Origin of the sequence: Geodermatophilus tzadiensis (assembly GCF_003002915.1) — a bacterium.
In the GTDB taxonomy this organism is placed as follows: Bacteria; Actinomycetota; Actinomycetes; order Mycobacteriales; family Geodermatophilaceae; genus Geodermatophilus; species Geodermatophilus tzadiensis.
Window position 1 is genome coordinate 15,189 of sequence record NZ_PVTG01000007.1, and the last position, 24,822, is coordinate 40,010.

Here is a 24,822-nt window from a genome sequence, read left to right on the forward strand (position 1 = left end):
GCTTTCCTGCTCTCATCTGGTGCTGCTCCCTTGGGCTGGTGGATCGGACGGGTCGGGGACGGTGGTGCTCGACGCCGAGGCCGGACCGGCGCTCGGGGATCCGCTGCCGGGACCGCGGGCGGACCCGCGACCTCGGCGGCGGAAGCGGTTGGCGAACCCGGCGAGGCCGCCGGGCTCGAAGAGGACGACGAGGATGATCGCCAGGCCGAACAGGTAGCGGGCCGCGATGCCGGCCGCCACGCCGCCCTCGCCGGGGGCGCTCACCAGTGGCAGCACGTCGGCGAACTGCTGGAACACCAGGGGCAGGGCGGTGACGAAGGCCGCGCCCAGCGCCGCGCCGGCCACCGAGCCGAGGCCGCCGAGCACGATCATCGCCAGGTAGAGGATCGAGACGGTGAGGCCGAAGGACTCCGGCGCGATGCTGCCGATGCTCAGCGCGTACATGACCCCGGACAGGCCCGCGTACATGGAGCTGACCAGGAACACCCGCGCCTTGTAGGCCTGCACGTTGACGCCCATGACGGAGGCGGCCACCTCGCTGTCGCGCAGCGTCTGCAGCGCCCGGCCGGGCCGGCTGCGCAGCAGGTTGCGCGCGAAGAGGTAGGCGAGCAGGGCCAGGACGAGGCCCAGGTACCACAGCCGCTCGGCCGCCCGGAACGGGACGCCGAGGACGAACAGCTGCGGGTCGTCGTTGCCGAAGCTGAAGCCGAACAGCGAGAACTCCGGCACCGAGCGGCCGTTGAACCCGCCGGTCACCGGCGTCCAGGTGTTGAGCACGTGGACGCCGATGAACACCAGACCCAGCGAGGCGACGCCGAGGTAGATGCCGCGCAGCCGGGCCGCGATCGGGCTGAACAGCAGCCCGGCGAGGCCGGCGAGCAGCACGCCGACGACCATGCCGACGATCGGCGGCAGCTCCAGGCCACGCAGCGCCGCCCGGGTGCCCAGGCCGCCGGACTCCCCGGAGATGTAGGTGTAGCTGACCGCGCCGACCGCGAGGAAGAACGCGTGCGCCAGCGACAGCTGCCCGGTGGTGCCCACCAGCAGGTTCAGGCCGATGGCGCCGACGATCGCGCCGGCGACGGCGAAGCCGGTGCGCAGCCAGAACTCCTCCACGTACAGCGGCAGCGCCAGCAGCACGACGAGCAGGGCCACCAGCAGCAGCGGCTTGAGCAGCCGCGCCGGGGACCGGCGGGACGCCGACCCGGGAGGAGGTGCCGACGCGCGGCCGGCGCCGGCCGGCGCGGAGAGGGTGTCAGACACGTGTCAGCTCCTTGGTCCCGAACAGGCCGGAGGGACGGACCAGCAGCACGATGATCATCACGACGTAGGGCGCGACCTCGCCGAACCCGCGGCCCAGGAACGACAGCTGGTCCTGGTAGCCGGCCGCCATCGCCTCGGTGATGCCGATGAGCAGCCCGCCGACCAGCGCGCCGCCGGTGGAGTCCAGGCCGCCGAGGATCGCGGCCGGGAAGGCGCGCAGGGCGACGGTGTAGGCCGCCGCGCTGACACCGGGGGTCGGGGCGCCGACGAGGAACAGCGCGGCGACGGCGGCCAGGACGCCGGCGACCACCCAGGCCAGCGCCGAGACGCGGCCCTGGCGGATGCCCATCAGCGCCGCGGCCTCGCCGTCCTCGGCCGAGGCGCGCATGGCCACGCCCCAGCTGGAGTACTTGAAGGCGACGAAGAAGGCGATGATCAGGACCCCGGCGACGCCCATCGCGATGAGCCGGTTCTCGCTGATGCCCACCCCGCCGATGCGCACCGAGTCCCCGCCCCACGGGTGCGGGACGTTGAGGATGTCCGGGCCGATCTGCCGGATGAGCTCGGTGAGCAGGATGATGTCGACGCCGATGGTGACGATGGCCAGGCTGATCACCGGGGCACCGCGGAGCCGGTTGATGATGAACCGCTCCACCAGGATCGCCGCCACCGCGGTGACCAGGACGCCGACCAGCACCGCCGGCAGGAAGCCGAGGCTGTCCGACAGCCGGGCGATCGTGTAGGCGCCCAGCAGCAGCAGCGAGCCGTGCGTGAAGCTGACGACCTCGCTCGCCTTGAAGATGATCACGAAGCCCAGGGCGATGAGCGCGTAGATGGCGCCCAGCGAGATGCCGTTGAGCAGCAGGGACAGGAACTGGGTCACGGCCGGCTCCCCGGGACGTCGGTGGCGTGGTCTGCGGTGCCGTGCGCGGTGCTGCCGTGCGCGGTGCTGCCGTGCGCGGTGCCGCCGTGCGCGGTGCCGCCGTGCGCGGTGCCGCCGTGCGCGGTGCTGCCGTGCGCGGTGCCGCCGTGGGCGGCGGCGGCCTCGGCCGGGTCGACGTCGGTGCCCGAGCCCAGGTAGGCGCGGATGACCTCGGGGTCGGACTGCACCTGCGCCGGGGTGCCGTCGGCGATGCGGCGGCCGAAGTCCAGGACGGTGACCCGGTCGGCCAGCGACATGACCATCCCCATGTCGTGCTCCACGAGGATGATCGAGATCCCCAGCGCCGAGCGGATCTCCCGGATCGCGTCGGCCATCCGCACGGTCTCCTGCGCGTTCATGCCGGCCACCGGCTCGTCGAGCAGCAGCAGCCGCGGCTCGATGCACAGCGCGCGGGCCACCTCGACCCGCTTCTGGTCGCCGTAGGACAGCACGCCGACCGGGGTGTGCAGCTTGGGCCCCAGGTCGAGGAACTCGGCGATCTCGCGGATGCGCTCGCCGTGCACCTTGCCCTCGCGGGTGGCGCGCGGCAGCCGCAGCCCGGAGGAGAGGAAGCCGGCCTTGGTGAGGTGGTGCCGGCCGAGCATCAGGTTCTCGGCGACGGTCTGGGCGCCCGACAGCGCGATGTTCTGGAAGGCGCGGGCCACACCGACGCCGGCGATCTGGAACGGCCGCATGGTGCTGAGGCGGGCGTCGCCGAAGCGGACCTCGCCCTCGGTGGCCTTATAGACGCCGGAGAGGACGTTGAACAGCGTCGACTTGCCGGCGCCGTTGGGCCCGATGACGGCGTGGATGCTGCCCGGCTGCACGGTGAACGAGACGTCGCTGAGCGCCTTGATGGCGCCGAAGGCGACGCTGACGTGCTCGACCTCGACCGGGGGGACGTCGGTGCGGGCCTCGGCCGCCGGCGCGCTCACGCCGTCCACCGCGACAGGCTGCGCAGCGGCGCGCGGTCGGTGCGCTGCTCGGGGGCGTCCCCGGTGTGGCCGAGGTAGAGCCGCTGCACCTCGTCGGTCTGCGCGAGCTCGCGGGCGTCGCCGGACAGCGACACCTTGCCGACGTCGAGGACGTAGGCGCGGTCGGCGACGCCGAGGGCCATGGTCGCGTTCTGCTCGACCAGCAGCACCGCGGTGCCCTGCCGGTTGATCTCGGCGACCACCTCGCCGATCTGGCCGATGACCCGGGGTGCCAGGCCCAGGGAGGGCTCGTCGAGCAGCAGCAGGCGGGGGCTGGCCATCAGCGCGCGGCCGATGGCGAGCATCTGCTGCTCACCGCCCGACAGCAGCCCGGCGCGCTGGGCGGCCCGCTCGCGCAGCACCGGGAACAGGTCGTGGACCCGGGCGACGGCCTTGGCCTTGGCGCCGCGGTCGCGGTTGCCCATGCCCCCCGCGCGCAGGTTCTCCTCCACGGTGAGCCGGCCGAAGATCCGCCGTCCCTCCGGCACCTGGACGACGCCGGCGCGCACGATCTGGCCGGCGTCGCGGCGGGTGAGGTCGAGGTCGCCGAAGCGCACGGAGCCCGCGTCGACGCGGCCCTTGTGCAGCCGCAGGGTGCCCGAGATGGTGCGCAGCAGCGTGCTCTTGCCGGCGCCGTTGCTGCCCAGGACCGCGACGACCGCGCCGTCGGGCACCTCCATGGACACGCCACGGACGGCCTCGACGGCACCGCCGTAGGTGACCTGCAGCGAGTCGACGGTCAGCACGGTGCGACCGGAGGTGATGTGCAGCACATGCGGCGGAACGATAGGCGGCAGGTCAAGGCCTGTCGGGTACCGACGGCCCGACTGTGACCACTCGGTGATACGAGACGGAACGGTCTGATTCCTTCAGCGCCGCGGACGTGTCCGCACCACACTGCCGGGGCCACTCCTGCGGGTGGCGTCCACATTGTCCGGGGCCCCCGGCCGTGTCAGGACCGGTCGGTCGCTCGACGGCAGGTGTCCGCGGCTGCTACACCCGCACCCCCGGGACCGACGGCGGCGAAGGAGCCCCCCGTGTTCGACGACCAGCTCACCGCGACCATCGCCACCGCCCGCGGGCACGCCCTCGGCGACCTGCTGCACCGCTCGGCGGCCCGCACGCCGGGCAGGACCGCGCTGCGCTTCGGCGACCGGTCCTGGACCTATGCGGAGCTCGACGCCGTCGCCAACCGCACCGCCCACGCGCTGGCCGACCGGGGGCTGGCGAAGGGCGACCGGGTGGCGCTGCTGTCGCACAACGACGACGGCTACGTGGTGCTCACCTTCGCGCTGGCCCGGCTGGGTGCCATCGCCGTCCCGGTGAACTTCATGCTGCAGGCCGGTGAGGTCGCCTACGTGCTGGAGCACTCCGGCACGGTCGGCGTCGTCGTGGAGGCCGCGCTGCTGCCGGTGGCGCAGGAGGCGCTGCGGCTGTCCGGCCGCGACGGCGACGTCCGGGTGCGCGGCGTCCTCGCCGGCGGGGACGCCGCGCCGCCGGAGGGCTGGGAGGCCTACGAGACCTGGACGGTGCACGCGGACGCCTCGCCCCCGGAGGTGCCGGTGGCCGACGACGACGTCCTGCAGCTGATGTACACCAGCGGCACCGAGTCGCGGCCCAAGGGCGTGATGATGACCAGCCGCAGCCTGGTCAGCCAGTACGTCAGCTGCGTGGTCCACGGCCGCTACACCGCCGACGACGTCGCGCTGCACGCGCTGCCGCTGTTCCACGTCGCCGCGCAGCACTGCTTCCTCAACCCCAACCTCTACCTGGGCGGGACGAACGTGGTGCTGCCCGGGCCCGACCCGGCCACCGTGCTGGAGACGGTCGAGCGCGAGCGGATCACCAGCCTGTTCTGCCCGCCGACGGTGTGGATCGGGCTGCTGCGACACCCCGACTTCGACCGCCGCGACCTGTCCTCGCTGACGAAGGGCTACTACGGCGCGTCGATCATGCCGGTGGCCGTGGTCGAGGAGCTGTCCCGCCGGCTGCCCGGGATGGCGCTGTTCAACTTCTACGGCCAGACCGAGATGTCCGCGCTGGCGCTGGTCCTCTCCCCCGAGGACCAGCTGCGCCGGCCGGGGTCGGCCGGCACCGCGGTGGTCAACAGCGAGACCCGCCTCGTCGACGACGAGGACCGCCCGGTGGGCCCCGGCGTGGAGGGCGAGATCGTGCACCGCAGCCCGCACGCCACGGCCGGCTACTGGAACGACCCGGAGAAGACAGCGGAGGCCTTCCGCAACGGCTGGTTCCACAGCGGCGACCTCGGCGTGGCCGACGAGGACGGTTACGTCACCGTCGTCGACCGCAAGAAGGACGTCATCAAGACCGGCGGGGAGAACGTCGCCAGCCGCGAGGTGGAGGAGGTGCTCTACCAGCACCCCGCCGTGGCGGAGGTCGCCGTCTTCGGCGTGCCGCACCCGCGCTGGATCGAGGCCGTGGCCGCCGTGGTGGTCCCCCGCGAGGGGCAGCCGGTGCGGCCCGAGGAGCTGGTCGCCTTCTGCCGCGAGCGCCTGGCCGGGTTCAAGGCGCCCCGCCACGTGGCCCTGGCCGACGCCCTGCCGAAGAACGCCAGCGGCAAGATCCTCAAGCGCGACCTGCGGACGACGTACGCCGACCTGGCCGGATGAGCGCGCCGATCGGGCTCCCGTCGCCTACCGTCGGCCGGGTGTGGTCCCGACCACACCCGACACCCAGGAGGACCCACCCGTGCTCTACACCGCCTACGAGTGGCAGCAGCGGCTGACCGCACCGGCCCGGACGACGTCCGCGCTCACCGCGCGGGCGCTGGAGGCGCTGCCGGCGCCGCTGGCCGGGCTGCCCGGGCCGCGCCGGCTGCGGGCCGCCTGCCGGGTGCTGGCGGAGGCGCGCCCCACCCACGTGCGGCCCGAGTGGGGCATCGACGCCGTCGACGTCGACGGGCGCAGCGCCGAGGTGGTCGTGGAGCCGGTGCTGTCCACGCCGTTCGCCGACGTGCTGCACTTCGGCAAGCCCGACGTCGCGGGTCAGCCCCAGGTGCTCGTCGTCGGGCCGATCTCGGGGCACTTCGCCACGCTGCTGCGCCCCACGGTGCGGACCCTGCTCGCCGACCACGACGTCTACGTCGTCGACTGGCACAACGCCCGGGACGTGCCGCTGGCGGCCGGCCGCTTCGGCCTCGACGAGTACGTCGACCACGTGCTGGCCGCGATGCGGCACCTGGGCCGCGACACCCACGTGCTGGCCGTGTGCCAGCCCGCGCCCCTGGTGCTCGCCGCCGTCGCGGTGATGGCCGCCGCCGGCGACCCCGCGCAGCCGCGCAGCCTGACGCTGATCGCCGGGCCGATCGACACCCGGGTCAACCCCAACCGCGTCAACGCCGGCGCCGGCCGGCACCCGATCGAGCGCTACGAGCGGCTGCTCACCACGACCGTGCCCGCCCGCCACGCCGGCGCCGGCCGCCGCGTGTACCCCGGCGTCACCCAGCTGACCGCCTTCATGTCGATGAACCCGCGCCGGCACGTGCGCGCCCACTTGCAGATGTACCGCTCGATGGTGGCCGGCGACGAGGCGGCCGCGGCCACCACCCGCGCCTTCTACGAGGAGTACGGCGCGGTCATGGACGTGCCGGCCGAGTTCTACCTGGAGACGCTGCAGCGCGTCTTCATGGAGCACGACCTGCCCCGCGGCGTGTTCACCTGGCGCGGGCAGCCGGTGGACCCCGCCGCGATCACCGACACCGCGCTGCTCACCGTCGAGGGCGCCCAGGACGACCTGTGCTCCCCCGGGCAGACCGAGGCGGCGCACGCGCTGTGCACCGGCATCCCGGCCGAGCGGCACCACCACCACCTGCAGCAGGGCGCCGGCCACTACGGCGTCTTCGCCGGTGCCCGCTGGGAGGCCGAGATCTACCCGGTGGTCCGGTCGTTCGTCGCGGCCAACGAGGACGCACCCGTGGCGGCGCACGCCCGCTGACCCGCACGCCTGCTCGGCCGGGCCGGTGTCCTGCGACGATCGCCCGCACGACACCGGCCCGACCGAGGAGACCCCCGCGATGACCGCGACCGCACCCGACCCCACCGCCCGCGAGGCCGAGCGGGCCCGCATCCGCGCCGCCCACCTGCGGCCCGCCGGGGAGCGCCCGCCCTCGACCGCCCGCGGCCTGCACCACACCGCGCTGATCAGCAGCGACGTGGAGGCGACCGTGCGCTTCTACCAGGACGTGCTCGGCTTCCCCCTGACCGAGCTGATCGAGAACCGCGACTACCCCGGCTCCTCGCACTTCTTCTTCGACATCGGCCACGGCAACCTGCTGGCCTTCTTCGACTTCCCCGGCCTCGACGTCGGCCCCTACGCCGAGGTGCTCGGCGGGCTGCACCACATGGCGATCAGCATGGAGCCGCAGCGGTGGGAGGAGCTGGTGGCCCGGCTCGCCGACGCCGGCGTCCCGCACGAGGTGCACAGCGGCGTCTCGGTGTACTTCCGCGACCCCGACGGCGCCCGCATCGAGCTCATCGCCGACCCGCTCGGCGAGATGTACGGCTCCGACGTGCTCTGAGGCGTGCCAGGAGTGCTCTGGGGTGCCGTGCGGCGGGACCGTCGGTGGCGCCGGGCAGGATCGCCGGCGTGGTGGCCTTCTTCCTCCCCCGGGCGAGCGACGACGAGCAGGCCGAGCGGCTCTACGAGGCGCTCGCCGAGTTCGCCGGCTGCGCGCCCGCGCCCCCGGGCCGGCGGGTGCGCTCGATCACCTTCTCCGCCGACGGCGCCGAGTGGGTGGCCGAGGTCGGCGCGGAGCTGCGCGGCCGGCGGACGACGCGGCTGCTGCGCCGCGGTGAGCTGCTCGAGCACACCGAGACGCTGACCTCGCCCACCCGCGTGCTCGCCGTCTACCCCGGCACGCCGCACGTGGTGGTCACCGACGCCGCGCCGATCACCGGCGCGACCTCGGAGTGGGCCAACCCGTTCACGGCCCGGCCCGACGAGGTCGTGCTCTTCGACGCCGGCTGAGGCTCCCGAGGGCTCACCCCCCGCCGGTGACCGCGGGCACGGTGCCGGCGACGACGTCCTCCACGGTCGCCCGGGCGCCGCGCTCGTACAGCGACGCCAGCGCCGCCCGGTACGGCGTGGTGAACCGCGGGTCGTCGACCAGGTCGCCGAACAGCTCGCGGTCGGCCAGGAAGGCCAGCGGGTCCTCGCGCTGGCGGCGGGCGTTGGCCGCCAGCCGCGCGCTGCGCCGGTCGGCGACCGGGATCGGGGCGCCCTGCTCGTCGACACCCTCGGAGTAGCGGGCCCAGCCGGCCACCACCGCGGCCGAGCGGGCGACCTCGCCGCCGTGGGCCAGGTTGTCGCGCACCACCGGCAGCAGCCACTTGGGCAGCCGCTCGGACCCGTCGAAGGCCAGCCGGGCCAGGGTGTCGCGGATCGCCGGGTTGGCGAACCGCTCGATGAGCTCCCGGCGGTAGGCGTCGAGGTCGATGCCGGGCACCGGCAGCAGCGTCGGGGTGGCCTCCTGCTCCATGTAGCCCAGCAGCAGCCGCTGGAACAGCGGGTCCTGCGCCGCCTCGTGCACCAGCCGGTACCCGGCGAGGGTGCCCAGGTAGGCCAGCGCCTGGTGGCCGGCGTTGAGCAGCCGCAGCTTCATCCGCTCGTAGGGCTCCACGTCGGCCACCACCTGGACGCCGGCCTGCTCCAGCGGCGGCCGGCCGAGCGGGAAGCGGTCCTCGAGCACCCACTGCACGAACGGCTCGCACACCACCGGCCAGCCGTCCTCCACGCCGAAGCGCTGCGCGACGTCGGCGCGGTCGTCGTCGGTGGTCGCCGGGGTGATCCGGTCGACCATCGAGTTGGGGAAGGCCACCTCCCGCTCCACCCACGCGCCGAGGTCGGGGTCGCGCCGGGCCGCGTAGGCGGCGAAGCTGCGCCGGGCGACGTCGCCGTTGTGCTGCACGTTGTCGCAGGACACCACGGTGAACGGCGCCAGCCCACGGTCGCGGCGGCGCACCAGCGCCTCGGCGAGCAGGCCGAACCAGGTCGACGGCGTCGCCCCGGGCACCAGGTCGTGGGCGACGCCGGGGTCGGCCGGGTCGAACCGCCCGGTGACCGGGTCGAGCGCGTAGCCGCCCTCGGTGACCGTCAGCGAGACGATCCGCGTGGTCTCGGCCGCCATCTTCTCGACCACCGCGTCGGGGTCGTCGGGCGCGAGCAGGTACTCCACGATCGAGCCGACCACGCGCGCCTCGGCGGACCCGTCGGGGTGGCGGACGACGAGGGTGTAGAGGCAGTCCTGGGCCGCCATCACCTCGGCCATGGCGCGGTCGGCGGGCAGCACGCCGACCCCGCAGATCCCCCACTCCTCCCCCTGACCGGCCGCGAGCAGCCGGTCGAGGTAGAGCGCCTGGTGGGAGCGGTGGAACGCGCCCACCCCCAGGTGCACGATGCCCGCCCGCACCCGGGAGCGGTCGTAGGTCGGCACCGGCAGCGAGCCGGCGAGGGCGGGCAGCGTGGCGGCGGCGAGCGGTGGCACGGGGGCCTCCCGGGAGGGTGGGGTGGGCGCGGCGTCAGGCGGCGGGCAGGCGGCGGCCGGACGACGGGGAGAACAGGTGCTCCCGGCCCGGCTGGATGCGCAGGTGCACCCGCTCCCCCTTGGCCGGCGGCCGGGTGGGGTCGACGCGGGCGATGATGCTGTCGCTGAGCGTGCCGGAGTCCGGGGGCAGGTCGGGCAGCGAGCCGTGCAGGAACGCGTCGGAGCCCAGCTCCTCCACCACGGTGACGTCGACCGGGAAGGCGCCGGGCTCGCCCTCGCCGACCAGCTCCAGCGACTCCGGGCGGAAGCCGGCCACCACGGTGCGCGCGCCCTCCGCCGACAGCGCGCTCAGCGCCGCCGTCGGCACCGGGATGCGGGCCCGGCCGAGGACGGCGTGCCCGTCGTCGAGGGTGAACTCCGCGAGGTTCATCCCCGGCGAGCCGATGAACCCGGCGACGAACACGTTGGCCGGCTCCTGGTAGAGCCGCAGCGGGGTGTCGCACTGCTCGAGCACGCCGGCCCGCAGCACCGCCACCCGGTCGCCCATCGTCATCGCCTCGACCTGGTCGTGGGTGACGTAGACCGTCGTCGTCCCCAGCCGGCGCTGTAGGGCGGCGATCTGGGTGCGGGTCTGCACCCGCAGCTTGGCGTCGAGGTTCGACAGCGGCTCGTCCATCAGGAACACCTGCGGATCGCGCACGATCGCCCGGCCCATCGCCACCCGCTGCCGCTGCCCGCCCGACAGCGCCTTGGGCCGGCGGTCGAGGAACTCCCCCAGGTCGAGGATCCGCGCCGCCTCGGCCACCCGCTGCGCGATCTCCTCGCGGCTGCGGCCGGCGATCTTCAGCGCGAAGCCCATGTTGTCCGCGACCGTCATGTGCGGGTAGAGCGCGTAGCTCTGGAACACCATCGCGATGTCGCGGTCCTTGGACTTCAGGTGGGTGACGTCGCGGTCGCCGATGCGGATGGCGCCGCGGTCGACGTCCTCCAGGCCGGCCAGCATCCGCAGCGACGTGGACTTGCCGCAGCCCGACGGGCCGACCAGCACGAGGAACTCGCCGTCGGCGATCTCCAGGTCCAGCGAGTCGACGGCGGGCCGGTCGGCGCCGGGGTAGATGCGGCTGGCGGCGTCGTAGGTGACCGAGGCCATGGGTCTCTCCTCCTGCGGGACGGGGGTCAGGGGCCGGGGCGGCACGCCCAGAGGCCCACTGACAGCGGCTCGAGCAGCGCGGCGGCGGCGTCGCCCGGGCCGTCGGGCACCGGGTGGGCGAAGGCGGCGTGCACGACGACGTACTCGGCGAGCGCGCCGTCGACCGGCGGGGTGGCGAAGCGCACGCCCGGGCAGAGGTCGTAGCGGCCGGCCAGGCACTGCGCGCAGGCAGGTCGGGCACGCCGGGCTCGACCGACACCGGCTGCCCGACGGCCGGGGCGGCCACGATCGGGCCGAGCGCGACCACCTCCCCGGCCGCCTCGTGGCCGAGCACCAGCGGGGCCTCCACGACGGGGCGGCCGATCCGCCCGTGGTCGTGGTGGTGGGTGTCGGAGCCGCACACCCCCACCGCGGTGACGCGGACGAGCACCTCGCCCGGGCCCGGCTCGGGGACCGGGCGCTCCTCGACGACGACGTCGCCGGGGCCGCGCAGCACCGCGGCGCTCACGGCACGGCCCTCACGGCACGGCCCTCACTTCACGGCGCCCAGCGACAGGCCCTGCACCAGCTTGTCCTGCGCGGCGAACCCGGCGATGAGCACCGGCAGCGACACCACGAACGCCGCGGCGCACACCTGGGCGAGGAACAGGCCCTGGCTGGTGACGAAGCCGGTCAGGTACACCGGCGCGGTCTGCGCGACGGTGCCGGTGAGGGTGCGGGCGAGCAGCAGCTCGTTCCAGCTGAAGATGAAGCAGATCAGCGACGTGGCCGCGATGCCCGGCAGCACGATCGGCGCCACCACCCGGCGGAGGGTGAGCAGCAGCCCCGCGCCGTCCATCGACGCCGCCTCGAGGATCTCCACCGGCACCTCGGCGAGGAAGGAGCGCATCATCCACACCGCGATCGGCAGGTTCATCGCGGTGTACAGGACGATGAGCAGCCAGATGTTGTCCAGCAGCCCGCTGAACTGGGCGAACAGGTAGATCGGCAGCAGGCCGGCCACCACCGGCAGCATCCGGGTGGACAGGAAGAAGAACAGCACGTCGGTCCACTTGCGCACCGGCCGGATCGACAGCGCGTACGCCGCCGGGATGGCCAGCAGCAGCACGATCACCGTGGACACCACGCTGGCGGTCAGCGAGTTCAGCAGCGAGGGCCAGGGGTTGGCGCCGGTGCCGATGCCGAAGAAGGACCGGTAGCCCTCCAGCGTGAGCGGGGCGAGCACCGACGGCGGGTTGGTCGCGGCGTCCTGCTCGCTGTGGAACGACGTCAGGACCATCCAGAGGACCGGCAGGACGAACAGGATCCCGATCAGCCAGGCGAGCAGGGCGAGCAGGGCGCCGCCGCGGGGCTTGCGCGGCCGGCGCGGCTCGCCGCCGGGGGTGCGGGTGGCGGCGACCGGGGCGACGTCGGTGACCGAGCTCATCGCGCGTTCTCCTCCTGGAACAGCGTCGAGACCGTCCGCAGCGCGAGCGTGGCGATGACGATCGTGCCGATGACCACCACGACGCCCGCCGCCGACGCCCGGCCGTAGTCGTGCGCCTGGTAGAAGGTCTGGTAGATGACGTAGGGGAGGTTGGCGGTGCCCAGCCCGCCGGACGTGATCGTGAAGACCGCGTCGAAGTTCTGGACGATGTAGATCGACCCCAGCAGCGCGCCCAGCTCCAGGTAGCGGCGCAGGTGCGGGAACGTCATGTAGCGGAAGACCTGCCAGCTGCTCGCGCCGTCGATGCGCGCGGCCTCGATGACGTCCAGCGGCCGGCTCTGCAGCCCGGCCAGCAGGATCAGCATCATGAACGGCGTCCACTGCCAGACGAGCGCGATCTCGACCGAGACCAGCGGCGCGGTGGTGATCCAGTCCGGCTGCGGCGCGTCCTGCGACCCGAACAGGCGCCAGATCGCGGTGAGCGTGCCGTTGAGCAGGCCGTACTCGGGGTTGAACAGCGCGTGCTTCCACAGCAGCGCCGCGGCCACCGGGACGACGAGGAACGGCGTGATCATCAGCGTGCGCACCACGCCGCGGCCGCGGAACTGCCGGTCGAGCAGCAGCGCGATGCCCAGGCCCAGCAGCAGGCTGACCAGGACGACGACCACGGTGAGCACGACCGTGGTGAGGATCGCCTCGCGCATGTTCACGTCGGTGAGCACGCTGGCGTAGTTGCTGAAGCCGGTGAACCCGCGCTCGTCGGGGTAGTAGGCGTTCCAGTCCATGAACGACACGACGAGCGTGACGACGAAGGGCAGCTGCGTCACCACGATCGTGAAGACGAGCGCCGGCAGCAGGGGCGCGCGGCGGGCCCAGTCCGACGTGCGCCGCAGCGCCCCGGAGGGCGGCGGGGGCGGCGGTGTCCCGACGTCGTCGCGCCTGCGCTCGATGGTCGTGCTCATGGCCGCTCCTCCCCCTCGCGGGCCGGTCCGGGGCCCGCGGTCTCACCGGTCCGGGTGGCGGGTCGCCCGCTCATCCCGACTCGCGCTCGCGGTAGCGCTCGGCGACGTCCTCGGCCAGGTCCTGGCCCCGGGCGAGCGCCTCGTCGACGGTTATCTGGCCGGCGATCGCCGAGCTCACGTCCTGCGACACCTGCGTGGCCAGGTCCGGGAACTCGGGGATGCCGAGGAACTGGATGCCGGGCGCCGGCCGCGGCTGCACGCCGGGGTCGTCGGGGTCGGCGGCCTGGATGGCGGCCAGGGTCGGCTCGGCGAACGCGGAGGCCTCGGCCAGGTAGTCGGGGTTGCTGTAGGTGGAGGCCCGCTTGCCGGCGGGCACCCGCGACCAGCCGAGCTCGGCGCCGACGAGCTCCTCGTACTCCCGGCTCGAGGCCCAGGAGACGAACTCCCACGCGGCGTCCTTCTTGGTGCTGGCCTGCTGGATGGCCCAGGACCAGGCGTAGAGCCACCCCGAGCTGTCGGTCTCGACCACCGGCGCGGGCACGTAGCCCATCAGGCCCTTGACCGGTGACCCCTCGGCCTCCAGCGAGCCGGCCGCCGAGGTGGCGTCGTACCACATCGCGGCGTTGCCCTGGACCACGTTGTTCAGGCACTCGGTGAACCCGGCCTGGGGTGCGCCGGTCTCGCCGTGCGCGCGCACCAGGTCGACGTAGAACTGCACCGCGTCGCGGAACTCCGGGCTGTCGACCTGCGGCTCCCAGTCCTCGGTGAACCAGGTGCCGCCGAAGGTGTTGACCACGGTGGTCAGCGGCGCGAAGACCTGCCCCCACCCGGGCTGCCCGCGCAGGCAGATCCCGGCCATCCCCGGTTCGACGCCGTCGACCGCGGCCGCGATCTCGGCGACCTCCTGCCAGGTCGGGTCGGCCGGCATCTCGATGCCCGCGGCCTCCAGCACGTCGGTGCGGTACATCAGGAAGGAGGACTCGCCGTAGAACGGCTCGCCGTAGAGCCGGCCGTCGTCGCCGGACAGCGACGCGGTCAGCGGCGCGAGGACGTCGTCCTGGTCGAACCCGGTGTCGGCCTCGACGTAGTCGTCGAGCGGGGCGATCCACTCGCTGCGGGCGTAGATCGGGATCTCGAAGTTGCTCAGCGTGGCGACGTCGTACTGGCCGGCCTGGCTGGAGAACTCCTGGCTGATCTTGTCGCGGACGTCGTTCTCCGGCAGCACCGTGTAGTTGACCGTGATGCCGGTCTCGGCGGTGAAGTGCTCCGCGGTCAGCTGCTGCAGGTCCTCCATCTGCGGGTTGTTGACCATCAGCACGTTGATCGTGTCGGGCCCGCCGGCGCTGGGGCCACCGCCCCACCCGGCGCACCCGCTCACCCCCAGCGCCACCACCACGGCCGCGACGGCGGCGGGAGCAGGTCGCACGTGTCCGGACACCGGCGTCCCCCCATCCCGGTGACCCATGTCGCTCGTTTGAGCGAGGTGTCACTCAGATGTGTGTGGCGTGAGTCTCACCGGCACCGGACCCTGCGTCAAGGCGTTGTGCCACAGTGAGCCGCGCGGTGCTCAGATGAGCAGCAGGAGGGGTCATGGCGGAGGACCACGTCGGGCCGGCCGGGATCGTGCTGAGCGCCTCCATCGCGCGCCGCTACTACCTCGACGGCCGCTCCAAGGTCGAGATCGCCGACGAGTTCGGGCTCAGCCGGTTCAAGGTGGCCCGGCTGCTCGACGCCGCCCGCCGCAGCGGCCTGGTCCGCATCGAGATCCGCCACGAGGGCGGCATCGACGTCGACCTCTCCGTCCGGCTGCGCGACCGCTACGGCCTGCAGCACGCCGTCGTCGTCGACACCCCGGACGACGACGACGCGTCGCTGCGCGGCCACCTGGGCCGGGCCGCCGCGGGGCTGCTGGCGGAGGTGGTCACCCCCGACGACGTGCTCGGGCTGGCCTGGGCGCGGGCGGTGAGCGCGATGGCCGAGGCGCTGCCGCCGCTGCCCGGGACGCCGGTGGTGCAGCTGACCGGGGTGCTGTCGGTACCCGGCGGCCCCGACACCTCGGTCGACGTCGTCCGCGGGGTGGCCCGGGCCTCCGGCGGCACGGCGTACGTGTTCTACGCGCCGTTCACCGTCCCCGACGCCGCGACCGCCGCCGCCCTGCGCCGGCAGCCCGAGGTCGCCCGGGCCTTCGCCCAGCTCCCGCACGTGACCCGGGCGGTCGCCGGCGTGGGCCTGTGGGCACCCGGCCAGTCGACGCTGTACGACGCGGTGTCCGAGGAGGACCGCGCGGCCCTGGACCGGCTCGGGGTGGTCGCCGACGTCTCGGGCGTCTTCCTGTCCGCCGACGGCGAGCCGGTCGCGACCGGGCTGGCCGACCGGATGATCGGCATCGGCGCCGAGCAGCTGCGGCAGATCCCGGAGGTGCTCGTCCTCCCCTACGGCACGGCCAAGGCGCCCGCCGTCCGCGCCGCCCTCCGCAGCGGCCTGGTCGGTGGCATCGTGACCCACACGGCCCTGGCCCACGCCGTGCTCGGCGACTGAGGCCCGGCGCCGCCCGTCGGGTCCGCCCGGCCGGTCCCGCCCGACGAGTCCCGCGAGGAGGCCAGTGCCCGGGCACCAGGAGCGCGAGGTCCCGCTCGAGGGGGGCACCACCAACCACGGGCGGGTGGTGCGGGTCGGCGACACCGTCCGCCGGCCGCTGCGGCCCTCCAGCCCGGCCACCCACGCGCTGCTCGAGCACCTGGAGCGGGTCGGGTTCCCCGGGGCGCCGAGGTTCCTCGGGATCGACGAGCAGGGCCGCGAGGTGCTCAGTTACGTGCCCGGCCGCGCGGCGACCGCGCCGCACCCGGCGGAGGCGCTCACCGACGCGGCGCTGGTGAGCGTGGCGCACCTGCTGCGCGACTACCACCGCGCGGTCGCCGGCCTCGACCCCGCGCCGCACCCCTGGCCGGCGTCCCCGCCCCCGGACTTCGCCGGCGAGCTGGTCAGCCACAACGACGTCAACCTGGACAACGTCGTCTTCCGCGGCGGACGGGCGGTCGCCCTCATCGACTTCGACCTGGCCAGTCCGGGCAGCCGGCTGTGGGACGTCGCCTGTGCCGTCCGGCTGTGGGCGCCGCTGCGCCCCGACCGCCACATCGACGACGCCCGGCGGGGGCGGGCGCTGCGCCGGCTGCGCGTGTTCGCCGACGCCTACGGGCTCGACGGCGCCGGCCGCGACCGGCTGGCGGCGGCGGTGCTGGCCAACCACGAGTGGTGCTACGACGTCGTCACCACCGCCGCCGCCAACGGCCACGCCGCCTTCGCCCGCTACTGGTGGGCCGGGGGCGCCATGCGGCGGGCCGCCGAGACCCGCCAGTGGTACCTGGACTCGGCCGACCTGCTGCGCGACGCGCTCAGCTGAGCCCGGCGCCGGCCGCGGCCGGGCGGGGTGCGACCCGGACGGGCCGGGCGTCGGGGAAGGACCGGTCGCCGAAGAGCACCCGGCGGGCCGCGGCCCGCCCGGGCGGCGTCCGCAGCAGGGTGAACGCGGCCGCGGCGACGGCGGGCGTGCGCACCTGGGCCAGCCCCCGGCGCAGCGCCAGCCGGCCGCGGAAGGCGGCGCGCAGCGCGGCGCCGTCGTAGGCCGCGAGCGCGTCGGGCCGGCCGGTCCGCAGCGCCTCGTCGAGGACGTCGGCGGCCAGGTCGGACAGCCGCAGGCACGGGTCGAGGCCGCCGGCGGTCAGCGGGGACACCGCGCCGGCCGCGTCGCCGACGAGCAGCCCGTCGGCGCAGCCGATCCGGCGCAGCAGGCCGCCCACCGGGATCGGGCCGCCGCGCCGCTCCACCTCCGCCGGGCGCGGGAGGCCGGCCAGCCCGGGCGCGGTGGCGGCGAAGCGGGCCAGCGTGCGGCGCAGGCCGCCGGGGAAGCGCTCGGCGTACCCGGCCACGCCGATGTGCGCGTGCCGGCCGTCGTCGACCACCCAGGCGAGGTAGCCGGGCGCCAGCGAGGGGTCGAGCACGCAGTGGAACGCCGGGGGGAGCCCGCGGTCGGGAACGGCGGAGACCTCCTCGGCGCCGACCAGCAGGTGCCGGTTGCGGTCCAGGCCCAGGTCGCGGGCGACGTGCGAGCGGGCGCCGTCGGCGCCGACGAGGAAGCGGGCCCGCACCCGGGCCGGCCCGCCGGGACCCACCAGCAGGGACACGCCGTCCCGCCGGCCGGCGTAGCGGGTGCCCAGTGCCAGCCGCACCCCGGCGCGCACCGCGGTGCCGGCCGCGGCGGCGTAGAGCGGGCCCATGTCGCCCACCCGGTACTCGTCGCGCTCGCTGACCAGGGTCACCGGGCGGCGCAGCCCGGGCGGGTGGAGCACCACCCGCCGGATCGGCGGCCCGAGGCACTCCGGCGGCAGGGCGAAGTCGTCGAGGGTCTTGCGGACGAAGATGCCGGTGGTCCGCACGGCGCCGGCCAGCGCGGGCCGGCGCTCGGCCAGCAGCACGGAGTGGCCGGCACCGGCGAGCCGGGTGGCGGCGTGCAGCCCGGCCAGCCCCGCGCCGACGACCAGGACGTCGACCTCCTCGCCGACCGGGCCCCGGCTCACCGGGCCGCCTCCTGCACCGGGTGCGGCGCCTCGTGCTCGTCGGGGACCCACTCGAGCAGGTCGCCGGGCTGGCACCCGAGCACCCGGCACATGGCCTCCAGCGTGCTGAACCGGACGGCCTTGGCGCGGCCGTTCTTCAGCACCGCCACGTTGGCCGGCGTCAGCCCCACCCGCTCGGCGAACTCCCCCACGCTCATCTTGCGACGCGCCAGCTCGACGTCGATGCGCACGACGATGGCCATCAGATGACCGCGTCCAGGTCGGTCCGCAGCGAGGTCGCCTGCCGCAGCAGCGCCCGCACGACCACGATCAGCAGCCCGAGCGCACCCACCCCGGCGACCGCCAGCAGGAGCAGCAGCGGCAGGCCGGGGTCGTCCGCGGTGAGCAGCACACCGGCGGTCACGACCGCCAGCACGGCCCAGCCGGCACCGATGGCCCCGAGGACGAGGTCCACCCAGCGCGAGGCGCCGTCGCTGAAGATGCGGTCCTGCTCGAACAGGGTGAGCAGCTTCGCGGTGGCCACGACCACCACCTGCGCGCAGACCACCCAGAAGACCGTCACCGCGGTCAGCGGCCACCGCAGGTGGGCGAGGTCGGGACGCTCCTCGGCCAGGTGCGCGAACTGGCCGGGCAGCGACACGGTCTCGAGCACGACCAGCAGCCCGAAGATCAGGACGAGGAGGACGCGGAGCGGGACGACGGCCCGGCGAGCGGTGACCACGAACCGATCGTCGATGACTACCTATCGAGAGTCAATAGATTGTTGCCGCGTGTCGTCCGACGTCGCGCTGATCCACTCGTCGATGGTGGCCCACCAGCGGTAGAGCCAGTCGGTCAGCTCGGCCTCCTCCCGCGGCACCTCCGCGGCCGGGACGAACCACCAGCGCAGGTGCAGCGTCTTGTCCACGGGCAGGCCGCGCCAGACGTCGCGGACCGTGCTCAGGTGCTCCAGCCCCGTGTGCGCGACGAGGACGACGTCGGCGTGCGGGGCCGCGCGCAGCGCCGCCGCCACCCCGCCCGGGCGCGGCGGCAGCAGGTGGCGCATCGCCTCGGCCCGGCGCGCCGCTGCCAGCAGCCCGCGCTCGCGCAGCCGCCGCAGGGCCGTGACGCGGCGCTCCGGGGTCACGTTCGCGCCCTCCGGGAAGATCAGCAGCGCGTCCTCCTCGCCGAGGTCGCGGGCCAGCTCGGCGATCGCGGCCTCCGCGCGCTCGCCGGCGCCCGGTCCGGAGGAGACGAAGGTGCTGGGCAGCCGGTTGAGGTAGACGTCGATCAGTGGGTCGGCCTGCAGCAGGTCCTTGAGCACGATCCGCGGCCGGCGCAGGTGGTCGCGGTTCATCAGCGTCTGCACCAGCAGGAACGAGTCACCCGGGCCCGCGTGGCGGGACAGCACCACCATGGCGTTCGTCGAGCCGGGCACGCCGTCGTCCAGGGGTGACCACGACTCGCCGTCGGTGACCAGCCGCAGCGCGAACAGCCGCTGCGCCGCCCGCACCAGCGCGTCGAGCAGCAGCCGCAGCACCGTGTAGTGCGCCGCCCGGAACGCCGGTGTCGCCAGCCGCCGGCCGAGGCCGCTGGCCAGCCAGAGCACCGCCGCGGCCGCGAGCCCGGCCACCTCCAGCGCCAGGTAGACCAGGCCGAAGCCGAGCAGCCGCAGGGCGCGCAGCCTGCCGGGGAGGAACAGCGAGGCGACCAGCGCGACCACGACGAGGACGGGCAGCAGGGCGACGGCGAGCACCAGCGCGCCGATCAGCAGCGGGCCGGCGACCCTCCGGACCCGGCGGGGTGGCAGCACCTCAGACCCCTCCCTCCGCGGCGATCCGGTCCAGCAGCTCCCCCGTGGCGGCGCGCGCCCGCTCGATGCGGCCGGGCACCGCGGAGAAGTCGCGGTAGCGCAGGGTGCCGGTGCCCGGTGGCGCCGGGTCGCCCGCGGGCAGCACGTGCACCGTGACCCCCTCCGGGAGCGTGGCCAGGTCGGCGGCGTACCGGTGCCGCCGGGCGATCTCGAAGGCGACGGTGGCCACCTCCCAGGGGCGGGCCGGCGGGCGCAGCGGGCGGTCGATCCGCCCGACGTGCAGCACGTAGACCGTGCTCGCGCCGAGGGCGACGGCGCGGCCGACCGGGATGCTGTGCACCAGCCCGCCGTCGAGGTAGTGCTCGCCGCCGAGCCGCACCGGCGGCAGCAGCCCGGGCACCGCGCAGGAGGCGAGCACGGCGTCGACGAGCGGACCGTCGGTGAACCAGTGCTCGGCGGCCCGCTCGATGCTGGCCGCGACGCACTGGAAGGGGACCTGCAGGTCGGCGAAGGTCGGCACCGGCAGGTGGCTCTCGAGGAGCTCGCGCAGCGGCTCCCGCGGGTGCAGGTGCGTGCGGGTGCGCACCAGGGTGCCCACCCGGGCGAACACCGAGCCGGCGAACACCCCCTGGCCGGCGAGCTGCTCCCACACGGCGCGCAGCCGGTCGACCGCGGCCGGGCCCGGGTCGGCGGCGACGACGGCGCCGTTGATCGCGCCCACCGAGGTGCCCACGACCAGGTCGGGGCGGACGCCGCGCTCGAGGAGGGCCTGCAGCATGCCGACCTCGGCCGCGCCGAGCACGCCCCCGCCGCCGAGGACGAACGCCGTGCCACCGGTCGCTCCCGGACGCGGTGGTGACGCCATGGCCGCATCGTGTCACGCGGCCCCGGCGCCCCCGACCCGGTCGTCCCCCGGCGCGGGCCGGGCACCCGGCAGCGACCCCGCTCGCCCGGGCGCGGTCCGGGCGCGGCGGGTGCCGAGCAGGTCGCGGATCCCGGCGCGCCCGTCCACCCTCGACGGTACGGCGGCCCGCCGCGGGAGGGAGGTCGTGGCGGTACCCCCGACGGACCCGACCCCCCACGCGGGCCCCGGCCGGGGTTCCGTGGGAGGGACCGGCCGGCCGGTTCCTCTCCGAGGGGCCCGGCCGCAGGTCCGACAGAGAGGAACAGCACCGTGCGAGGAACCGTCCTGTACGCCCCCGGCGACGTCCGCGTCGAGGACCGCCCCGACCCGCGCATCGAGCAGCCCACCGACGCCGTCATCCGGCTGGCCGCGTCCTGCGTGTGCGGCTCGGACCTGTGGCCCTACCGCGGCATCGAGCCCGTCGACGGCCCCTCCCCCATGGGGCACGAGTACGTCGGCGTCGTCGAGGAGGTCGGCAGCGAGGTCACCACCATCAGGCCCGGCCAGTTCGTCGTCGGCTCCTTCTTCGCCTCCGACAACACCTGCGAGATCTGCCGGGCGGGCTACCAGACGCACTGCGTCAACCGGCAGCCCGGCGCGCCCACCGGCGCGCAGGCCGAGTACGCCCGCATCCCGCTGGCCGACGGCACCCTCGTCGCCACCCCCGACACCCCCGCCGACGACCTGGTCCCCGGGCTGCTGGCCGCCTCCGACGTGCTGGGCACCGGCTGGTTCGCCGCCGTCGCCGCCGAGGCCGGCCCGGGCAGGACCGTCGCGGTGGTCGGGGACGGCGCCGTCGGCCTGCTCGGCGTGCTGGCCGCCCGCCGGCTGGGCGCCGAGCGGGTCGTCGCCTTCAGCCGGCACGCCGACCGCCAGGCGCTGGCGCGGGAGTTCGGCGCCACCGACGTGGTGACCACCCGCGGCGACGAGGGGGTGGCGGAGGTCAGGGAGCTCACCGGTGGCCTGGGCGCGCACTCGGTGATCGAGGCCGTCGGCACCCAGGAGTCGATGCTGCAGGCCATCCGCGCCACCCGCGCCGGCGGGCACGTCGGCTACGTCGGCGTCTCCCACGACGTCTCCCTGCCGGGCGAGGAGCTGTTCTCCTCCGGCGTGCACCTGCACGGCGGCCCCGCCCCGGTGCGCCGTTTCCTGCCGGAGCTGATCGACCTCATCTGCGCCCGGCAGATCGACCCCGGCCGCGTCTTCGACCTCGAGCTGCCCCTCGACCAGGCGGCCGAGGGCTACCGGGCGATGGACGAGCGCCGCGCGATCAAGACCCTGCTGCGCCCCTGAAGGAGGTGCACGCGACGCCGGTCCACAGCGGGAGCGAGCCGTCGCGGCTGACCGTCGCGCTGGTCCGGTCCACCCCCGGCGCGCGCACGCACTGGAGCACGTGGTCGCTGCCCGAGGGCGCGACCGACCGCCGTCCTGACCCCCGCACCGTGGAGGAGGCGCACGTGGAGCAGCACCCGCGGGGCGCGCTCGTGACCTTCGACCTGTTCAGCGCGCTCGTGGACTCCCGCGCCGGCGGGTCGGCGGTGTTCGCGGACCTCGCGCGACGCCGCGGATGGCCGCTCCCGGGCGAGCGGGTCTACGACGTGTGGGACCGGCGCAACAAGGCCTCCCAGCGCGACCTCACGACATGGGTGCCGTTCACCGAGCACTCGCGGCGCGCGCTCGCGGGCGCCTACGCCGAGCTGGGTCTCGCCGGCGACGCGGGCGAGGACGTCGGGCTGCTCCTGGGCAGCGTGGGCGACTGGCCGCTGTGGCCCGACGTCGCCACCGGCCTGCCGGCCGTCGCCCGGCAGCGGCGCACCGGCGTCCTGTCCAACGTCGACGACGCCGTGTTCGCCCGCACCCGCGTCGCCGCGCTGGTCCCGGACGCCGAGGTCCTCACCTCCGAGCGGCTGGGCGCCTACAAGCCCGCGCGGGAGATCTACCGCCGCGCCCGTGAGCAGGCCGGCGAGCTCGTGCACGTGGCGACCTCGGCCCGCGACGTGCGCGGCGCCCTGGAGGCGGGGATCCCGGTCGTCCGCCTGCGCCGCCCGGGACACCACCTGGACGCGGACGGTCCTCCCCCGGCGGTCGAGGTCGACGACCTGCACGCGCTCCTCGCGGCCCTCCGCGGCTGAACCCGCGGGGGCCGCCGGGCTCAGGCGCCGGCGGTGGTGGGGTCCCCGGCGGTGTCCTCCGGCGAGGCCGTCGCGGCCGGGGCGGCGGTGACGCCCGGGCGGCCGCGGCGGCCGAGCTCCACGGTGAGGAAGGACGTCGCCACCCCGGTGGCCAGCGCGGCGAGCGCCCAGGCCGGCCCGCGCCGCTCGATGCCCAGCGCGTGGTCCAGCGACAGCTCACCGGGCCCGGTCTCGGCCAGGGCCGTCACCGCACCGATGAGGACGGCGTTGTACTCCCAGCCTCCGTTGGCGTTCCACGGGCCGTTGGGCAGGTGCACCTTGCGGATGGCGGTGGTCATCACGCCGGTGATCGCCGAGGCGGCCAGCGGCGTCGCCAGCCCGGCGGCCAGCAGGGCACCGGCGGCGGTCTCGGTGGCCCCGGCGAGCGTGGCGTGCACCTTCGCCGGCCGCATCTCGAGCGCCTCCATCATGCCCTCGGTGCCGGCCCGGCCCGGGCCGCCGAACCAGCCGAACAACTTCTGCGTGCCGTGGCCGACGAAGAGCCCGCCGATGAGGAGCCGGGCTCCCAGACGTCCGATGGTCATGTCCCCTCCCGGGGTTCCGGTGCGTGGGGACAGCCTGCCCGACCGCGGCACGCCTGTCTGCCCGCGCCCGTCCGCCGCCCACGCGGCCGGCGGCGCCGGCCTCGACGCCGGACCACCCGGCCCGGTGCGGGGCCGCGACCGGCCCCGGGACCGCGGCCGGGCCGCGATACTCGCCCCCCACCCACGGGGCACGACCCCGATCCCACACGAGGAGGCGATCGCCGTGGGCCAGCTGGACGACGCGGTGGCCGTGATCACCGGAGGCGAGAGCGGCATCGGGCTCGCCTGTGCCCGGCTGTTCACCCGGGAGGGCGCCCGGGTGCACCTGGTCGGCATCCAGGAGGGGAAGCTCGAGGAGGCGGTCGACCAGCTCGGGTCCGACCGCGCCTCGGCCTCGGTCGCCGACGTGACCGACGAGCAGGCGGTCCACGACGCCGTCGAGGCCGGGTTCGAGCGCTTCGGGCGCCTGGACGTGCTGCTCAGCAACGCCGGCATCAGCGGCGCGGTGGCGCCGATCGTCGACTACCCCGGCGACGTCTTCGCGCGGACCCTGGCGGTGCACGTCACCGGCGCCTTCCACGTCCTCAAGCACGGGCTCCCCCGGCTGACCGACGGCGGCAGTGTGATCATCACCTCCAGCGTCGTCGGCCTCATGGGGTTCGCGCAGGCCAGCGCCTACGTCGCCGCCAAGCACGGTCAGGTGGGGCTCATGCGGGCGGCGGCGAAGGAGGTCGCCGCCCGCCGGATCCGGGTCAACACCCTGCACCCCGGCCCGACGTCGACGCCGTTCCAGGACGCCATCGAGATGGCCGCGACCGGCCTGCCGCAGGCCCAGGCCGCCGAGGTCTTCGACGGCATGATCCCGCTGGGCCGGCACACCACCGTCGAGGAGATCGCCCAGGCCGCGCTCTACCTCGCCTCGGACGCCAGCGCCATGGTCACCGCCAGCACCTTCACGATCGACGGCGGGCTCAGCGGCTGACGAGGGCCGCCCCTCCCGCGGGTCAGCTCCCGCTCCCCGTGCCCGCGCCCGCGGGGACCGGGAGCGACACGACCACGACGGACCCCCCGGCGGCCGGCAGCTCCAGTCGCACCGTGCCGCCGGCGGTCCGCACCGCCTCGGCGGAACGCACCAGGTCGTCGGCGGTGACGGGTGTCCCCCGGCCGCCCCGGTCGCCCGGTGGCGGGGTCAGCACGACCAGCAGGTCCAGGTCCGACGGCGACCAGGTGAGCGACACCGACAGCGTCCCGGACCCCCGCGCGGCCGCCAGCACCTCTCCCAGCACGCACCGGACCGCCGCCTCGCCCTCCGGTGACAGCCGCTGCTCCGGGCCGGCGGCGGCGAACCGGACCGAGCCCCCGGAGGCGCGGAAGCCGCCCAGCAGGTCGGCCAGCGCGACGGAACCGGGGTCCTCCGCGACCGGCTGGGACCTGCTCGCACGCAGCGCGTCGACCACCGCACCGCTGGACCGGGTCAGGCCGCGCAGCGCCCGCGCGGCGGCCACCGGGTCCTCCCGGACCAGGTGCTCGGCGGCGCGTGCCCGCGCGTGCACCAGGGCGGCCTCGCGGACGAGGGCGCCGTGCGCGTCCCCGACGTCGAGGGCGCCGGCGGCGTACTGCTGGACAGGCATGGGGGC

The 24,822-nt window shown here is 75.2% G+C and carries 27 protein-coding genes and 1 pseudogene; 9 read left to right on the forward strand and 19 right to left on the reverse strand.

Annotation, left to right across the window (positions count from 1 at the left end; genetic code table 11):
- Positions 1-12 precede the first annotated feature (12 nt).
- From LY71_RS10790 to LY71_RS10805, 4 genes are read right to left on the reverse strand one after another with little or no spacing between them, the layout of a single operon-like run.
- Entirely contained in the window at positions 13-1,263 is a 1,251-nt protein-coding gene (locus tag LY71_RS10790) for a branched-chain amino acid ABC transporter permease (protein ID WP_106277260.1), read from the reverse strand.
- A complete protein-coding gene (locus tag LY71_RS10795) occupies positions 1,256-2,146 on the reverse strand; it encodes a branched-chain amino acid ABC transporter permease (protein ID WP_106277262.1) in 891 nt (296 codons plus the stop codon). The genes LY71_RS10790 and LY71_RS10795 overlap by 8 nt, the downstream gene beginning before the upstream one ends.
- On the reverse strand, positions 2,143-3,129 hold the full coding sequence (locus LY71_RS10800; RefSeq protein WP_245887828.1) for an ABC transporter ATP-binding protein: 987 nt from the start codon (positions 3,127-3,129) through the stop codon (positions 2,143-2,145). Before LY71_RS10800 ends, LY71_RS10795 begins: the two co-directional genes overlap by 4 nt.
- Positions 3,117-3,932 (reverse strand): ABC transporter ATP-binding protein, encoded by an 816-nt coding sequence (locus LY71_RS10805; protein ID WP_245887829.1) that lies wholly within the window; start codon positions 3,930-3,932, stop codon positions 3,117-3,119. The genes LY71_RS10800 and LY71_RS10805 overlap by 13 nt, the downstream gene beginning before the upstream one ends.
- A gap of 264 nt (positions 3,933-4,196) precedes the next feature.
- Between LY71_RS10805 and LY71_RS10810 the strand changes: the two genes are divergently transcribed.
- The 4 genes from LY71_RS10810 (at position 4,197) to LY71_RS10825 (ending at position 8,145) form a co-directional block, all read left to right on the forward strand.
- The gene (locus LY71_RS10810; RefSeq protein WP_106277264.1) at positions 4,197-5,789 is read left to right on the forward strand and encodes an acyl-CoA synthetase; all 1,593 of its coding nucleotides are present in this window, start codon (positions 4,197-4,199) and stop codon (positions 5,787-5,789) included.
- Positions 5,790-5,829: 40 nt separating this feature from the next.
- On the forward strand, positions 5,830-7,113 hold the full coding sequence (gene phaZ, locus LY71_RS10815; protein WP_245887830.1) for a polyhydroxyalkanoate depolymerase: 1,284 nt from the start codon (positions 5,830-5,832) through the stop codon (positions 7,111-7,113).
- 79 nt (positions 7,114-7,192) lie between these two features.
- Positions 7,193-7,696 (forward strand): VOC family protein, encoded by a 504-nt coding sequence (locus LY71_RS10820; protein ID WP_106277574.1) that lies wholly within the window; start codon positions 7,193-7,195, stop codon positions 7,694-7,696.
- A 44-nt stretch (positions 7,697-7,740) separates the two neighbouring features.
- Positions 7,741-8,145 carry a hypothetical protein gene (locus LY71_RS10825; RefSeq protein WP_106277268.1) on the forward strand — a complete coding sequence of 135 codons (405 nt, stop codon included), beginning with the start codon at positions 7,741-7,743 and terminating at the stop codon, positions 8,143-8,145.
- A gap of 13 nt (positions 8,146-8,158) precedes the next feature.
- On the opposite strand, the gene LY71_RS10830 is transcribed toward LY71_RS10825, so the two are convergent.
- The 7 genes and pseudogenes from LY71_RS10830 to LY71_RS10855 all read right to left on the reverse strand — a co-directional run bounded on the left by LY71_RS10830 (position 8,159) and on the right by LY71_RS10855 (position 14,625).
- The gene (locus LY71_RS10830) at positions 8,159-9,661 is read right to left on the reverse strand and encodes a mannitol dehydrogenase family protein (protein ID WP_106277270.1); all 1,503 of its coding nucleotides are present in this window, start codon (positions 9,659-9,661) and stop codon (positions 8,159-8,161) included.
- 34 nt (positions 9,662-9,695) lie between these two features.
- Complete coding sequence (locus tag LY71_RS10835) at positions 9,696-10,811, reverse strand: ABC transporter ATP-binding protein (protein WP_106277272.1); 1,116 nt, start codon at positions 10,809-10,811, stop codon at positions 9,696-9,698.
- Positions 10,812-10,837: 26 nt separating this feature from the next.
- On the reverse strand, positions 10,838-10,996 hold the full coding sequence (locus tag LY71_RS24670) for a hypothetical protein (protein WP_245887831.1): 159 nt from the start codon (positions 10,994-10,996) through the stop codon (positions 10,838-10,840).
- Between the two features lie 116 nt (positions 10,997-11,112).
- Positions 11,113-11,319, reverse strand: a pseudogene (locus LY71_RS24675) (alcohol dehydrogenase catalytic domain-containing protein); the annotation flags it as partial.
- A gap of 24 nt (positions 11,320-11,343) precedes the next feature.
- On the reverse strand, positions 11,344-12,237 hold the full coding sequence (locus LY71_RS10845; protein ID WP_106277275.1) for a carbohydrate ABC transporter permease: 894 nt from the start codon (positions 12,235-12,237) through the stop codon (positions 11,344-11,346).
- Positions 12,234-13,199 (reverse strand): carbohydrate ABC transporter permease, encoded by a 966-nt coding sequence (locus LY71_RS10850; RefSeq protein WP_106277277.1) that lies wholly within the window; start codon positions 13,197-13,199, stop codon positions 12,234-12,236. The genes LY71_RS10845 and LY71_RS10850 overlap by 4 nt, the downstream gene beginning before the upstream one ends.
- Before the next feature lie 70 nt (positions 13,200-13,269).
- Complete coding sequence (locus tag LY71_RS10855) at positions 13,270-14,625, reverse strand: ABC transporter substrate-binding protein (protein WP_245887832.1); 1,356 nt, start codon at positions 14,623-14,625, stop codon at positions 13,270-13,272.
- A 164-nt stretch (positions 14,626-14,789) separates the two neighbouring features.
- Between LY71_RS10855 and LY71_RS10860 the strand changes: the two genes are divergently transcribed.
- A complete protein-coding gene (locus LY71_RS10860; RefSeq protein WP_106277281.1) occupies positions 14,790-15,737 on the forward strand; it encodes a sugar-binding transcriptional regulator in 948 nt (315 codons plus the stop codon).
- Positions 15,738-15,801: 64 nt separating this feature from the next.
- On the forward strand, positions 15,802-16,599 hold the full coding sequence (locus tag LY71_RS10865; protein WP_106277283.1) for a phosphotransferase: 798 nt from the start codon (positions 15,802-15,804) through the stop codon (positions 16,597-16,599).
- Here LY71_RS10865 and LY71_RS10870 read toward each other — a convergent pair.
- Genes LY71_RS10870 through LY71_RS24470 form a run of 6 tightly spaced genes read right to left on the reverse strand, consistent with a single transcriptional unit; the run spans position 16,592 to position 20,577 of the window.
- A complete protein-coding gene (locus LY71_RS10870) occupies positions 16,592-17,773 on the reverse strand; it encodes an FAD-dependent monooxygenase (protein WP_106277285.1) in 1,182 nt (393 codons plus the stop codon). The genes LY71_RS10865 and LY71_RS10870 overlap by 8 nt on opposite strands.
- Positions 17,770-18,015 (reverse strand): helix-turn-helix domain-containing protein, encoded by a 246-nt coding sequence (locus LY71_RS10875; protein ID WP_106277287.1) that lies wholly within the window; start codon positions 18,013-18,015, stop codon positions 17,770-17,772. The genes LY71_RS10870 and LY71_RS10875 overlap by 4 nt, the downstream gene beginning before the upstream one ends.
- Positions 18,015-18,494 carry a DUF2975 domain-containing protein gene (locus LY71_RS10880; RefSeq protein ID WP_106277289.1) on the reverse strand — a complete coding sequence of 160 codons (480 nt, stop codon included), beginning with the start codon at positions 18,492-18,494 and terminating at the stop codon, positions 18,015-18,017. The genes LY71_RS10875 and LY71_RS10880 overlap by 1 nt, the downstream gene beginning before the upstream one ends.
- A gap of 21 nt (positions 18,495-18,515) precedes the next feature.
- Positions 18,516-19,565, reverse strand: a complete 1,050-nt coding sequence (locus LY71_RS10885) for a 1-acyl-sn-glycerol-3-phosphate acyltransferase (protein ID WP_106277291.1) — start codon at positions 19,563-19,565, stop codon at positions 18,516-18,518.
- 1 nt (position 19,566) lies between these two features.
- Positions 19,567-20,430 carry a patatin-like phospholipase family protein gene (locus LY71_RS10890; protein ID WP_106277293.1) on the reverse strand — a complete coding sequence of 288 codons (864 nt, stop codon included), beginning with the start codon at positions 20,428-20,430 and terminating at the stop codon, positions 19,567-19,569.
- A gap of 12 nt (positions 20,431-20,442) precedes the next feature.
- On the reverse strand, positions 20,443-20,577 hold the full coding sequence (locus tag LY71_RS24470; protein ID WP_281261600.1) for a hypothetical protein: 135 nt from the start codon (positions 20,575-20,577) through the stop codon (positions 20,443-20,445).
- A gap of 162 nt (positions 20,578-20,739) precedes the next feature.
- Between LY71_RS24470 and LY71_RS10895 the strand changes: the two genes are divergently transcribed.
- Positions 20,740-21,762, forward strand: coding sequence for a zinc-dependent alcohol dehydrogenase family protein (locus LY71_RS10895; RefSeq protein ID WP_106277295.1), 1,023 nt, complete (start codon positions 20,740-20,742; stop codon positions 21,760-21,762).
- A 5-nt stretch (positions 21,763-21,767) separates the two neighbouring features.
- Complete coding sequence (locus tag LY71_RS10900; protein ID WP_245887833.1) at positions 21,768-22,601, forward strand: HAD family hydrolase; 834 nt, start codon at positions 21,768-21,770, stop codon at positions 22,599-22,601.
- A gap of 20 nt (positions 22,602-22,621) precedes the next feature.
- Here the strand turns inward: LY71_RS10900 and LY71_RS10905 are convergent, their stop codons facing one another.
- Positions 22,622-23,185 carry a DoxX family protein gene (locus tag LY71_RS10905; protein ID WP_106277297.1) on the reverse strand — a complete coding sequence of 188 codons (564 nt, stop codon included), beginning with the start codon at positions 23,183-23,185 and terminating at the stop codon, positions 22,622-22,624.
- A 223-nt stretch (positions 23,186-23,408) separates the two neighbouring features.
- Between LY71_RS10905 and LY71_RS10910 the strand changes: the two genes are divergently transcribed.
- Positions 23,409-24,167, forward strand: a complete 759-nt coding sequence (locus LY71_RS10910; RefSeq protein ID WP_106277578.1) for an SDR family NAD(P)-dependent oxidoreductase — start codon at positions 23,409-23,411, stop codon at positions 24,165-24,167.
- A 22-nt stretch (positions 24,168-24,189) separates the two neighbouring features.
- On the opposite strand, the gene LY71_RS10915 is transcribed toward LY71_RS10910, so the two are convergent.
- Positions 24,190-24,816, reverse strand: coding sequence for a sensor histidine kinase (locus LY71_RS10915; RefSeq protein ID WP_106277299.1), 627 nt, complete (start codon positions 24,814-24,816; stop codon positions 24,190-24,192).
- Between the last annotated feature and the right edge of the window lie 6 nt (positions 24,817-24,822).

Excerpts from the sequence above, each read along its gene's own strand:
- LY71_RS10820 (WP_106277574.1), top strand. The coding sequence starts at position 7,193 with ATGACCGCGACCGCACCCGACCCCACCGCCCGCGAGGCCGAGCGGGCC.
- LY71_RS10835 (WP_106277272.1), bottom strand. The coding sequence starts at position 10,811 with ATGGCCTCGGTCACCTACGACGCCGCCAGCCGCATCTACCCCGGCGCC.
- LY71_RS10845 (WP_106277275.1), bottom strand. The coding sequence starts at position 12,237 with ATGAGCTCGGTCACCGACGTCGCCCCGGTCGCCGCCACCCGCACCCCC.
- LY71_RS10850 (WP_106277277.1), bottom strand. The coding sequence starts at position 13,199 with ATGAGCACGACCATCGAGCGCAGGCGCGACGACGTCGGGACACCGCCG.
- LY71_RS10860 (WP_106277281.1), top strand. The coding sequence starts at position 14,790 with ATGGCGGAGGACCACGTCGGGCCGGCCGGGATCGTGCTGAGCGCCTCC.
- LY71_RS10875 (WP_106277287.1), bottom strand. The coding sequence starts at position 18,015 with ATGGCCATCGTCGTGCGCATCGACGTCGAGCTGGCGCGTCGCAAGATG.
- LY71_RS10890 (WP_106277293.1), bottom strand. The coding sequence starts at position 20,430 with ATGGCGTCACCACCGCGTCCGGGAGCGACCGGTGGCACGGCGTTCGTC.
- LY71_RS10905 (WP_106277297.1), bottom strand. The coding sequence starts at position 23,185 with ATGACCATCGGACGTCTGGGAGCCCGGCTCCTCATCGGCGGGCTCTTC.
- LY71_RS10915 (WP_106277299.1), bottom strand. The coding sequence starts at position 24,816 with ATGCCTGTCCAGCAGTACGCCGCCGGCGCCCTCGACGTCGGGGACGCG.